The 11,340-nt window shown below is 68.9% G+C and carries 13 protein-coding genes; 11 read left to right on the top strand and 2 right to left on the bottom strand.

The genetic code is table 11. The features are described 5' to 3' along the window. Positions 1-4 precede the first annotated feature (4 nt). Positions 5-1,120 carry a glycosyltransferase gene (locus D0C15_RS09770; protein ID WP_116043111.1) on the top strand — a complete coding sequence of 372 codons (1,116 nt, stop codon included), beginning with the start codon at positions 5-7 and terminating at the stop codon, positions 1,118-1,120. 108 nt (positions 1,121-1,228) lie between these two features. Then, entirely contained in the window at positions 1,229-2,824 is a 1,596-nt protein-coding gene (locus D0C15_RS09765; protein WP_116043108.1) for a glycosyltransferase family 87 protein, read from the top strand. A gap of 82 nt (positions 2,825-2,906) precedes the next feature. Here D0C15_RS09765 and D0C15_RS09760 read toward each other — a convergent pair whose 3' ends face one another. Continuing rightward, positions 2,907-4,280 carry a glycosyltransferase family 87 protein gene (locus D0C15_RS09760; RefSeq protein ID WP_245975675.1) on the bottom strand — a complete coding sequence of 458 codons (1,374 nt, stop codon included), beginning with the start codon at positions 4,278-4,280 and terminating at the stop codon, positions 2,907-2,909. Positions 4,281-4,324: 44 nt separating this feature from the next. Then, positions 4,325-5,101 carry a deoxyribonuclease IV gene (locus tag D0C15_RS09755; RefSeq protein WP_116043106.1) on the bottom strand — a complete coding sequence of 259 codons (777 nt, stop codon included), beginning with the start codon at positions 5,099-5,101 and terminating at the stop codon, positions 4,325-4,327. Between the two features lie 104 nt (positions 5,102-5,205). Here D0C15_RS09755 and D0C15_RS09750 point away from each other — a divergent pair, with 104 nt between their 5' ends. The 9 genes from D0C15_RS09750 to D0C15_RS09710 all read left to right on the top strand — a co-directional run bounded on the left by D0C15_RS09750 (position 5,206) and on the right by D0C15_RS09710 (position 11,339). Further along, the gene (locus D0C15_RS09750; protein ID WP_116043103.1) at positions 5,206-6,105 is read left to right on the top strand and encodes a hypothetical protein; all 900 of its coding nucleotides are present in this window, start codon (positions 5,206-5,208) and stop codon (positions 6,103-6,105) included. Positions 6,106-6,261: 156 nt separating this feature from the next. Then, a complete protein-coding gene (locus tag D0C15_RS09745) occupies positions 6,262-7,173 on the top strand; it encodes a hypothetical protein (protein WP_116043100.1) in 912 nt (303 codons plus the stop codon). Positions 7,174-7,408: 235 nt separating this feature from the next. Beyond that, positions 7,409-8,365, top strand: a complete 957-nt coding sequence (locus tag D0C15_RS09740; RefSeq protein ID WP_245975674.1) for a hypothetical protein — start codon at positions 7,409-7,411, stop codon at positions 8,363-8,365. Positions 8,366-8,448: 83 nt separating this feature from the next. Next, complete coding sequence (gene rpsF, locus D0C15_RS09735; protein WP_116043098.1) at positions 8,449-8,790, top strand: 30S ribosomal protein S6; 342 nt, start codon at positions 8,449-8,451, stop codon at positions 8,788-8,790. Positions 8,791-8,800: 10 nt separating this feature from the next. Next, positions 8,801-9,304 (top strand): single-stranded DNA-binding protein, encoded by a 504-nt coding sequence (locus D0C15_RS09730; RefSeq protein WP_116043096.1) that lies wholly within the window; start codon positions 8,801-8,803, stop codon positions 9,302-9,304. 38 nt (positions 9,305-9,342) lie between these two features. Further along, on the top strand, positions 9,343-9,591 hold the full coding sequence (gene rpsR, locus D0C15_RS09725; RefSeq protein ID WP_091668791.1) for a 30S ribosomal protein S18: 249 nt from the start codon (positions 9,343-9,345) through the stop codon (positions 9,589-9,591). 12 nt (positions 9,592-9,603) lie between these two features. Continuing rightward, complete coding sequence (rplI, locus tag D0C15_RS09720; RefSeq protein ID WP_116043094.1) at positions 9,604-10,059, top strand: 50S ribosomal protein L9; 456 nt, start codon at positions 9,604-9,606, stop codon at positions 10,057-10,059. A 246-nt stretch (positions 10,060-10,305) separates the two neighbouring features. Further along, complete coding sequence (locus D0C15_RS09715; RefSeq protein WP_245975673.1) at positions 10,306-10,716, top strand: sister chromatid cohesion protein PDS5; 411 nt, start codon at positions 10,306-10,308, stop codon at positions 10,714-10,716. Next, positions 10,713-11,339, top strand: coding sequence for a DUF3558 domain-containing protein (locus D0C15_RS09710; RefSeq protein ID WP_116043092.1), 627 nt, complete (start codon positions 10,713-10,715; stop codon positions 11,337-11,339). Before D0C15_RS09715 ends, D0C15_RS09710 begins: the two co-directional genes overlap by 4 nt. Position 11,340: the final 1 nt, after the last annotated feature.

Below are 11,340 nucleotides of genomic sequence, written 5' to 3'. Positions count from 1 at the left end.
GGCGATGAATCACGTCTCGTTCTGCGCGCCACCGGGAGCCGGCCGTATCGGTCCGGCTCTCGGAATCGCGGCGGAACTGGCACGGCGTGGACACCGGGTGAGCTTCGCGGCCACCCGGAAGGCCGCTCCCGCGGTGGCCGCGGCGGGAGCCATCCTGATCGAGTACGACACGAGCCTGGACGAGGACGACACCGGTATCCCCCGGTTCAGCGCGTTGCTCCGCGAAGCCAGGCTCGTGCTGCCCGCTCTGACACAGCGCTACGCGGCCTCCGTTCCGGACCTCGTGGTCTACGACGCGACGATGGCCTGGTGGGGACGGCTGCTGGCCGCTCGCTGGGGTGTGCCGGCGGTGCCGGTGTGGCCGGGCTTCGTTCCGCGTGAACACCCAGCGACACGTACGGGTCCGCTGGCCCGGAAACGCGGTATCGCGAAACTGGCAGCAGACCTGCGGCTGACCCCGGAGGACGTGCTGCTCGGTACCGGATCGCCAGCGCACCTGGTCCTGCTGCCGAGGGCGTTTCAGGACGATAATGACGCTTTCGACCAGAGCTACCAGTTCGTCGGTCCGATCCCGCCGCCATCATCCCGAACTCCACCCAACGGTCGCGTACCCGCGCTTGGGGTGCCCTCCACCGGACTGCCACTGGTGATGGCCGCGCCGGAGCTGCAACGGCGGTGCGCCGACGCGTTCGCCGGACGGAACTCGCACGCGGTGGCACCGATCGGGAACCGAATGTCTCAGGAGGCGCTGCAACGGGCCGTCGCTTTCGTGAGCGACGGCGACCTGGACCAGACCCTCTCGGCCCTGCGCGCCGGGGTTCCGCTCGTGGTCGTTCCACGCTCCGCCGAGCAGCAACACGTGGCCACCCGAGTCGTGGACCTGGGGCTCGGCGCGCGCCTCGACCCACGGGAGGCCTCGGGCGACCGGCTGCGGGACGCGGTCCTCGGCGTGTGCGCGGACGAGGACATCGCGATCAGCCTGCGCTCGATGCGCCACCGCATCGAGCGTTCGGGCGGGGTGACGGCAGCCGTGACCGTGCTGGAAGGTGTCCTCGCCGCACAATCGGCGAACCGGGGCCGCCCGGCCAACTGGCTCGGCTCCGCGGGCAGGCCGGGCTGACCGTCGTAAGTCCGGCTACAGCGATCCCGCCCCCAGTTGGCGGGCTTTCCTCACAGTCTCGTGTACTTGGAACACGCACACCACGCCGCTGCGGTTAGGCTGCCGCCCGTGTCCAGCTCGCCCGACGAAGCATCGCCCACGGTGCCGGAGACCGTGTCTCTCACGGCCGACGAGCGGGTTCTCCCGACCAGAAACGAGCCGCTGGCAACGGCTGCGAGCAGACCCGTCGGCGGGCCGATCGGCGAGCACGCGACCGTCGGACGGCACTGGTTCTGGTCGCCGCTGCGCGTCGGGCTGCTGCTCGCGGTGCTGGCGCTCACGGTCAGCTGGTTCGGCAAGGCCGCCTGCATCCAGCAGTTCACCAACGACAACGGTGACGCCGAGCTCGACTGGCGCTCCGGCAGGCCGTACGTGGCGATGTGCTACTCCGACATCGTGCCGCTCTACGGCGCCGAGCGGTTGAACGACCCGAGCACGTTCCCGTACGCGACGCAGTGGATCGAGAACGAGGGCGAGCCGAACGAGCAGGTTCGCTACATGGAGTACCCGGTGCTCACCGGGCTGTTCCAATGGGTCAACGCCAAGCTCACCCACGCCTGGGCCGACGTCGCGGCGACCGGCTGGCTACCCGGCGCGCTACCGGTGGTCATCTACTTCAACATCACCGCGCTGTTCCTCGCGCTCGCCTGGCTCACCACCGTGTGGGCCGTGGCGAGATCCGCTCGGCACAGACCGTGGGACGCGGTGCTGGTGGCGATATCACCGCTTGTGCTGGTGCACGCCTTCACCAACTTCGACACCCTCGCCACCATGCTGGCCGCGACCGGCCTGCTGGCCTGGTCCCGGCGCAGACCGGCGCTCGCGGGGCTGCTGCTCGGCCTCGGTGCGGCGGTGAAGATGTACCCGCTTTTCCTGCTGGGCCCCCTGCTGATCCTGTGCCTGCGCGCGGGCAAGCTGCGCACGTGGACCGTCACCGCGGTGACGACCGGGGTCGCGTGGGCGGTGGTCAACCTGCCGATCGCGCTGTTCATGCGCGAGGGCTGGGAGGAGTTCTTCCGGCTGAACACCGAGCGGGGGATGGATCCCGACTCGCTCTACAACGTGGTCTCCTACTTCACCGGCTGGGCCGGATTCGACGGCGAACTGATTCGCGGCGAGGCGCCGACCGTGCTGAACGCCGTGAGCGGCGGCTTGTTCCTCGCCTGCTGCGCGGGTATCGCCTACATCGGACTGTCCGCGCCGGTCCGGCCGCGAGTCGCTCAGCTCTGTTTCCTCGTGGTGGCGGCATTCCTGCTGACCAACAAGGTGTGGAGTCCCCAGTACTCGCTGTGGCTGGTGCCACTGGCGGTCCTGGCGATACCGCGCTGGCGGCTGCTGCTGGGCTGGATGCTCATCGACGCACTCGTCTGGGCGCCACGGATGTTCTACTACCTCGGCGTCGACAACCGGGGCCTGCCCGAGGGCTGGTTCCTCGGCACGGTCGTTGTGCGCGACCTGGCGGTTATCGCCGTCTGCGCGGTGATCATCCGAGAGATCTACCGGCCTGCGGCCGACCTCGTTCGTACTCCGGGGGTGGACGATCCGCTCGGCGGGGTGCTGGACAAGGCCCGAGACGTGCGCAAGCTGCCCGGCCTTCCCTCGCGCACGAAGCGGATTCCACGGCACGCGAGAGACGGACAGCTGGAACCGTCCGGCAAACGATGATTCACGTGGAACCACGCACTTTCCCGGGAAAGCGCGGTACGTGCGGGCGCAAGTACCGCGCTTTCCCGGGAAAGTGCGGTACTCAGGCTCGGTGCGGGGGTGGGCTTGTACTCGTTTGCGGTTCAACCGATTTTCGCCGGTCGTGGGTTCGCCGGTCGTGGGAGGGCCGGGCGTGGGAGGGCCGGGCGGTGTCGGCGGTGTCCGCGTTGAGGAAGGCGACGAAGAGGCCGGCCAGCAGGGCCGCCCTGCCCCAGACCCCGATCATCACCGCCTGCGCGGCGAAGCCCTCGTAGATCGCGCCGCCGTCACCGAGTTCGCCGTACCAGCGGAAGATCCCGATGCCCATCGCCAGGTCCGCCACGAAGTAGGCGAGGATCCAGCCCCACCGCACACGCAGCAGTACGAACATGGGCAGCAGCCAGAGCGTGTACTGCGGCGAGTGCACCTTGTGCAGCAGCAGAAATCCGCACAACATGGCTGCCGACACCGCGAGCATCGGGTACGTGCCCGTCAGCCGGTAGCGCCGCCAGCCGAACCAGGCCGCCACCGCGAACGAGGCCAGCACCAGCAACGGGGACAGCACGCCTACCAGCGACTGGAAGCCTTCGGTGTCCGACTCCGGCCGGAATCCCCAGTACCAGATCGAGTTCGTGGTGGCGTCGACGTCCCGATCCGCCTGGAAGAGGTAGGAGGCCAGCCAGCCGTCCCAGCCCGCAAGCATGAACGGCAGGTTCACCGCGAGCGCCGTGCCGATCGCGACGCCGCACACCCGCAGCGCCCCACGCGGATCACGACCGTGCCTGCCTTCGTCACCACCGGTGAGGACGTAGAGGGCGAGCGGGAGCACGAAGATCGCCGGATAGATCTTCAGTGCGAACCCGAGGCCGAGCAGCACCGCGGCCCACTGCGCCCTGCGGCGCAACGTCCCCCTGCCGAGGTGGAGGACCGCGAACGCGGCGACCGTGGCCGCCACGACGGGAAGCTCCCAGTTGTGGAAGGCGTAGAGCACCAGCGGCGGTCCAAGCGCCCACAGCAGTGCCCGCCATCCGGCCATCCGCCCCAGCAACCAGGCGGTGAGCAGGCCGAACGGGGCCAGCAGGAGCGCCGAACCGAGCAGGAAGCCCGCGTCGGTGTCGGCGAAGTAGGCGCCGGCCCAGACGAGGACACCGGTGAGCACCGGGTACTCCAACGCGCCACCGACCAGCTGCCCTTCTTCGAGACCGCCGTCCACGTAGGGGAACGCGTGCTGGTCTATGTCCCTGCCGAGCCAGAGGAACTGGATGTCGGAGTAGCAGGCGTCGGAGTAGTTCCGCTCCGCGTACCCGGGGGTGCTGCGCCCCTGCTCATCGAACTCGGGCCCGCTGCAGCGGTGTTTGTTGGCGAAGCCGAGCACCAGCGTCAGCCCGCACAACACCACCAGCCCGGCCAGGACCGCGCCACCCCGTGGCTTACTCAATGCCCGGTTGATACAAGGTCGCAGGTTCGACCACCGTCCGCTGCTCACCCCGCGGTTGCCTCCCGCAGGAACGCGATGTCGTCCGCCTGCCCTTCGGCCGCGGTCTCCACCACGACCGGTGCTCCAGCGCGGGCGGCCACCTCGGCGAGCACCTCGGGGTCGATGGTGCCGCCCGCGTGCACCACATTGGCGTGCCGGTCGCGCGCCGAGCCGAACTCGTCGCGTGAGTTGTTGAGGTGCAACAGGTCGATCCGGCCGGTGATGGCCTTGACCTTGTCCACCACGCTGTCGAGCTCCCAGCCCGCGGCGAACGCGTGGCAGGTGTCCAGGCAGAACCCGGCACCGAAGTCACCGACCTCGTCCCACAGCCGGGCGATCACGTCGAGGTCCCTGGCCATCGCGTTGTCACCACTCGCGGTGTTCTCGATCAGTACCGGCACCTCGAAGCCGCCCTGGGCCGCCTGCCGTTCGAACATCTTGCGCCAGTTGGCCAGCCCCTCGGCCACGTCCTCGCCCTGGCGCACGTGCCCGCCGTGCACGACCACGCCCTTCGCGCCGATCGCGGCGGCACCGCTGACCTGTTGCGCCACGGCCTTTCGCGAGGGGATGCGGACGCGGTTGTTCAGCGAGGCCACGTTGATCATGTAAGGCGAGTGGACGAACACCTCGAGAGCGGATTCACGCAGCTCGTCCGCCCACTGATAAGGCGGCGGGACCTTCCAGCTCTGCGGGTCTCCGAGGAAGATCTGCACCACCTCCGCACCGGTCTCTCGTGCGGCGGCGAGCGGGTCTTCGTGGCGGACGTGAGCGCCGATCAGCATTCGGCGAGGGTACCCGCGTCCAGTGACGATCATCGAGTACGGTGACCACGTTCCGTGCACTTAACCGGGGTCACACAGGCAGTCACGCAGGACAAGGGGAGCTCATGGGAACGGCACTGCGAAACCGCATCCGACGGCCCGGCGTCCGCCGGACGGGCACGACCGGATTCGTGCTCGCACTGTCTGCCGCACTCGTCTTCCCCGGAATGGCCACTGCCGCACCCGGGCCCGATCCGCTGATCGTGAACGACTGTGACGCCACCCTGAAAGATGAGCCGGGCAAGCCAGCCACCCTGGACGTCGGCGCCATCCTCGAGGCGCCCGGAATTCTCACCGTGGGTCTTGGCAACGAGTCCGAGGGAACCAACGGCAACGAGAAGCCCCTGGTCGTGGTACCGGTGAAGGAGGGGGTCGACGGCCTCGGCCTCAGTGATACGCCGGTCGTCCGCGACGTCACCGGCGAGACCTGCGGGGTCGTCAAGGACGCAGGCAACTCCACCGCGATGGCGGTCCAGGAAGTCCTGCCTGGCGATGACCTGCTCGATTCCGAACCCGCCGAGCCGACCGAGCCCGACCCCACAGAACCTGCGCCCGAACCCGGACCCGAACCCACTCCGCCCGCGCCCGGTGACCCCGAGGACCCGGCACCCGGTGAGAAAGACGGCTTCCCCGGCCTGACCGGCCCCGGCTCGATCGGCGGGGGCCTCGGTGGCAACGACGCGAACCCGTTCATCCCGGCGGGCCAGTTCCAGGCCCTTGGGCCGATCACCGTGCCGCCGCTGGCCGGACTCCCGCAGGTGCAGCCTCCGGTTCAGGGCCCGGACCTGAACGCACCGAACGCGGAGAAGCAGCCCGACGTGCTCGCCGAGAACTCCGGGACCGCCGAGGCGATACCCGCCTCCAGCCCGCCGGAGCGCCTGCCGCTGCTGCTCGCCGTGCTGGCCGTGGTGATCGTCGCCGCAATCCTGGCCAGGACCTGGATCAGGGCCCGCAAAACAGCCTGATCGCGCCGGAGTGACGCTCCGTCAGCACAAGACCACCCGATCGCGAGAGCAATCGGGCGCGCAGCGCGTCACTGTCCTCCGTTAGCGTCGTTGTTCCCGGTGAGTAACCCAGGTTTTTCGGGAGCTAGCCGGAGCACAAGCGCTGGAGGGCGAGTGATGCAAGGGCGAACACAGCGGGCGGCAGCAGTCGGCGCCGCAGCACTCGTACTGGCCGGATCGGCGGCACTGACGCTGCCCGGCACGGCCGCCGCCGAGACCAAGAGCGTGCCCTGTGGCGGCTCGGTCTCCGCGAAGCCAGGGGACAAGATCCTCGGCACCACCCCACTGCTCGGTCTCCCGCTCGACCTCGGCATCGTCACCGAGGGCACCAAGGTCCTCACCGGCACGATCAACGCCGTGCTCGGCACCGTCTGCAAGGTCACGGTCACCGTGGTGGACACGGCGGTCTCGCCAGTGCCGGTGGTGGGCGAGTCGGCGGCAGGCGCGATCAACAACGGTGTCGCGGGCACCACCAACGGGCTGAGTGAAGCGACCGGCAACGCGGCGAACGCCCTCACCGGAGGCGGGGGCGACCCGGAACCGAAGAACCCTCCAGGGCAGGACGGCCAGCCCGCTCCGCAGCAACCAGGCGCGAGTGGCAAGCCCAGTCAGAGCGGTGGCCCGGCCGCGCGCGGCATGACCGTCCCCGCACCGAACAGTCCGGTCCTCGGCGGGGCGGGTGGCCTGCCCGGCTTCGCCGGACTGCCCACGACCTACGGCACCGGGTACGCGGCCATGCGTGACTACAGCGGTATCCCAATGGCGACCGCCGGTCTGTTCGCACCGTCCCCCGGCGTCCGGTACGGCGGGCAGATCCCCGGCTACTCACCGGAGTTCGGCATTCTGGGCCAGGGCGAGTCGCCCGCCCCGGACGACGGCGTACGCAACGCGGGCCAGGCGCAGGCGCTACCGGGAACCCCCGGTTCGGCGGACGGCGCCACCCTGCCCCTGCTGCTCGCCGTGCTCGCGCTGTCCGGTGCCTCGGCCGCACTGGTGCGGACGTGGGTGCTGCGCAAGGCCAGGGGCTGACAGGGCGGGGCGAGAATCGCGAGTCACGGCGATCCCGGCGGAAATCTGTCTAACGTGAAAGTTCGCGTACCTTTTCCGGCAAGGGCTCGTTGATCCTGCGAGGCTCCCTTCCCCTGAGGGTTGTTCAGCACCGACCCAGCGACCGCGAGCCGCCAGGCTCGTGCGAGCGGCGACGGGCCGGAGCAGCCAGACCATCGCGAACGACACTGTCGAAGAAATGCGGAGGAAAACCCCCGTGCGGATTCACCGGACTGCCCTCGCCAGAACATCACGCAAGGTGCTCACCGCGACGGCGATCGCTGCGGCCGTGACCGGGTTCTCCTTCGCGGGCGCCGGAACCGCGAGCGCGGCGACGCTCGCCGCGCAGAGCTGCACCTCCAGCGTGACCGGGCAGACCGGCGACCAGGTAGCGGTCACCGGTCCCTCGATGCGGGGCATGGTGAAGACCGCGGCTCAGGAAGCGGTCGAGTTCTGGAACTTCCTCACCGTGCACCCGGAGCGAATCGCGGACCACGTGGAGAAGCAGGCCACCATCAACGTCGGCAAGATTCCCGACGCCTCGAGCGGGAAGATCGCGGGTACCGCGGTCGGCTCCGCCGTGGCGAAGGCGCTGAAGGACTCGCCCGGCCTCGGCGTGCTCGACTCCACCAAACAGCGCACTCTCGACCACATCAAGAACAAGGTCTCCGGGCTCTGCGGCCTGACGGTGTTCGCCGCCGACTACCAGACCCCGACCTCACAGCCGCCTGCGCAGGGCAGCCAGTCGCCCACCACCAGCGGCCCGGGCAGCAACGCGGGCGGCACCGGCGGCACCAACCGTGGCGACAGCGGTATCAACGGTGGCGCGGGCGCCCTTCCCTACACCGGCACCGGCGACGCACGTGCGCCGCAGCGGGACTACAGCGGCATTCCCAAGGCCACCGCGGGTATCGCGGTTCCGCCCGGTCTGCGCTACCCGCCGTCGAACGGCGTTCCCGGCCAGACCTCACCGGAGTTCGGCATTCTCGGCGCCGAAGGCTCGGAAGGCCTCGGTGACACTGGACAGCCCGACGTCCGTAACGCCGGGAACGCCGACGTACTGGCCGCGCCTTCGACGCCGGACAACGTCCAGCTGCCGATGCTGCTGGCCGTGGTCGCCCTCGCCGGAGTCACCGCCGCGCTGGTTCGCACCTGGGTGCTGCGCAGGGTCTAGAACGTCCCTGGTTACACTGGCTCGTTGGCAACCCTCCTGCCACGGAACGCCCGTGGCCGCGAGCCCATAGGAGGTGAGTGGTTGTGTCACGCCATTACGAGGTAATGATCATCCTCGATCCCACCCTCGACGAGCGTACGGTCGCCCCGACGCTGGACACGTTCCTCAACGTGATCCGCACGTCCGGTGGCAGTGTCGAGAAGCTCGACGTATGGGGCCGCAGGCGGCTCTCGTACGAGATCAGGAAGAACTCCGAGGGCATCTACGCCCTGCTGGACCTGAACTCCACGCCGGAAGCGGTCAAGGAGCTCGACCGGCAGCTCTCCCTGCAGGAGACCGTGCTGCGGACCAAGGTCGTGCGTCGCGAGGCGCCGCGTCCGGGCTCCCGCGTCGCCCGCACCTCCAAGCCCGCCGCGAAGGCCTGAGGCCGCAGCGATGGCTGGAGACACCATCATCACGGTGGTCGGCAACCTCACCGCGGACCCCGAACTCCGCTTCACGCCGTCCGGCGCAGCGGTCGCGAACTTCACGGTCGCGTCCACTCCGCGGATGTTCGACAAGCAGAGCGGTGAGTGGAAGGACGGCGAGGCGCTGTTCCTGCGCTGCAACGTCTGGCGTCAGGTGGCGGAGAACGTCGCCGAGTCGCTGACCAGGGGTGCCCGTGTCGTCGTGCAGGGCCGCCTGAAGCAGCGTTCGTTCGAGACCAAAGAGGGCGAGAAGCGCACGGTCGTCGAGCTCGAGGTCGACGAGATCGGGCCTTCGCTGCGCTACGCGACCGCCAAGGTGAACAAGGTCAGCCGCGGCTCCGGTGGCGGCGGCTTCGGTGGCGGTAGCGGTGGCGGCGGCGGTAGCGCCCCCGCCGACGACCCGTGGGGTTCGGCCCCGCCCGCCGGCAGCAACGCAGGCGGCGGCGGCTTCTCGGACGAGCCTCCCTTCTGATCTTTTAGCAACCACACGAATTTCCCCAGGAGTACATCGTGGCGAAGCCACCCATTCGTAAGCCCAAGAAGAAGGTCTGCGTGTTCTGCAAGGACGCGAAGAAGGGCCGCGCGGAAGTCATCGACTACAAGGACACCAACCTGCTGCGGAAGTACATTTCCGACCGCGGCAAGATCCGTGCCCGCCGAGTGACCGGCAACTGCAGCCAGCACCAGCGCGACGTCGCCATCGCGGTCAAGAACTCCCGCGAGATGGCGCTGCTGCCCTACACCTCGACAGCGCGCTAGGAGAACCGGGTCATGGCGAAGATCATTCTCACCACCGACGTGGCAAACCTTGGCGCTCCCGGCGACATCGTCGAGGTCAAGGACGGCTACGCGCGTAACTACCTGCTGCCCCGGGGCTACGCGATCCCGTCCAGCAAGGGTGCCGAGAAGAACGTGCGGACCATCCGTCGTGCCCAGGAGTCCCGGCGCATCCGGGACCTGGACCACGCCAAGGAGATCAAGACGACGCTCGAGGGCCTCGGTGCCATCACACTGCAGGCGAAGGCCGCCGAGGGCTCGAAGAAGCTGTTCGGCTCGGTCACCACGGGTGACATCGTGGACGCGATCAAGGCCTCCGGTGGCCCGCTGCTCGACAAGCGGACCATCCAGCTGAGCGACCACATCAAGACGGTCGGCAAGCACCAGGTCACCGCGCGTCTGCACCCGGACGTGCGTGCCGAGGTGCGCCTCGAGGTCACCGCGAAGTAAGTACGTAGCACCAACGGCGGGGCCGTTCCTGATCCGGATTTCCGGCAGGGACGGCCCCTTCGTCATGTTCGGCCCATCCGTCAACCGCACTTTCCCGGGAAAGTGCGGCGCTTGGGGAGCGGGAACCGTGGGGGGCACGCGCACGTCGGAGTGGTTGACTACGACTCCGGAGCGGCGGGAAGATCTGTTTACCGAGCGTGGCGACGCCGCTCGGCGACCTGGGGATTGCGAAGGGGACTTGCGAGCATGGTCGAGGCATCGATGGACGGCGGCGGAAAGCGCATGGTCAGCATGCGCGCACCGGTCGCCAAGGGCACAGGCGCGCCGGCTCCCGCCGAGGGCGGCGGCTACAAGTTCGATGCCGAGCAGTTCGACGAAGTCATCGGGAAGTGGAAGGCGCTGCGTGACGATCTGCAGAACGATCGCACCGAGGCCGAGATGATGGCCAGCGTGCAGGCGCCCGGCAAGGAGTTCGCGAGCGGTGACTTCGAGAAGACCGCGAACCCGTCGGGACAGGCGTTTCTCCAGCAGAACCTCCGCATGCAGCGGTACGTGCAGGACTACATCGAGGCCCTCGAGAACGCCAAGAAGGGCACCGAGAACACCGAGGACGACATGCGGGAACAGATCAACAAGGCAGGGGCGGACCAGGCATGAGGATCTCCCGTATCGGCGTCGCCGCACTCGCCTCCCTCGGGCTCCTGCTCGGCGCCTGCTCGGGCGTCGAACCCGGTTCCGCGGGTTCCATCCCGAGCAAGACCGTCCCCGGCGGTGACAGCCGCGCACCGACCGGCTCGGCGAGCCCGGATGCTCCGTCGACCGGATCCGCGCCGCAGGTGAGCGACCCGATCGACCCCTCGGCGATCAGCGCCGACGCCTGTGGCGCACTCACACCGGCTCAGCTCGACACGCTCGGGCTCACCGCGGGAACGCCGCGCCAGTCCGCGGTTGGCCCGAGCTGCTACTGGAAGGTCGCGGCCGAGGACGCCAACCGCATCGACTTCACGCTCGTCGAACAGAACTCCGGTGGCCTGAGCGACATCTACGACCAGCGCACCGAGTTCGCCTACTTCGAGGAGACCGAGGTAAGCGGGTATCCCGCGGTGTACGCCTCCGACGCGGATCAGCGGACCAGTGGTTTCTGCACGATGTATGTCGGCCTGAACGACAACGTCGCGATGTCAGCCGGCTCGCAGTTCTTGACCGGCTCCGACCTGAGTGACCCGTGCCCGGTCGTCGCCGAGGCGGCCGAATCGATGATCGAGACGTTGAAGGGCTGAT

The sequence above is a fragment of the Amycolatopsis palatopharyngis genome, from assembly GCF_003385185.1.
In the GTDB taxonomy this organism is placed as follows: Bacteria; Actinomycetota; Actinomycetes; order Mycobacteriales; family Pseudonocardiaceae; genus Amycolatopsis; species Amycolatopsis palatopharyngis.
The sequence above is the reverse complement of the archived record's forward strand: the minus strand, read 5'-3'. Positions and strand labels throughout refer to the sequence as shown.

What these genes read in the sequence shown, in the direction of transcription:
- D0C15_RS09770 (WP_116043111.1), top strand. Translation starts at nt 5, where the DNA reads ATGAATCACGTCTCGTTCTGCGCGCCACCGGGAGCCGGCCGTATCGGT.
- D0C15_RS09755 (WP_116043106.1), bottom strand. Translation starts at nt 5,101, where the DNA reads ATGCTGATCGGCGCTCACGTCCGCCACGAAGACCCGCTCGCCGCCGCA.
- D0C15_RS09750 (WP_116043103.1), top strand. Translation starts at nt 5,206, where the DNA reads ATGGGAACGGCACTGCGAAACCGCATCCGACGGCCCGGCGTCCGCCGG.
- D0C15_RS09745 (WP_116043100.1), top strand. Translation starts at nt 6,262, where the DNA reads ATGCAAGGGCGAACACAGCGGGCGGCAGCAGTCGGCGCCGCAGCACTC.
- D0C15_RS09730 (WP_116043096.1), top strand. Translation starts at nt 8,801, where the DNA reads ATGGCTGGAGACACCATCATCACGGTGGTCGGCAACCTCACCGCGGAC.
- rplI (WP_116043094.1), top strand. Translation starts at nt 9,604, where the DNA reads ATGGCGAAGATCATTCTCACCACCGACGTGGCAAACCTTGGCGCTCCC.
- D0C15_RS09715 (WP_245975673.1), top strand. Translation starts at nt 10,306, where the DNA reads ATGGTCGAGGCATCGATGGACGGCGGCGGAAAGCGCATGGTCAGCATG.
- D0C15_RS09710 (WP_116043092.1), top strand. Translation starts at nt 10,713, where the DNA reads ATGAGGATCTCCCGTATCGGCGTCGCCGCACTCGCCTCCCTCGGGCTC.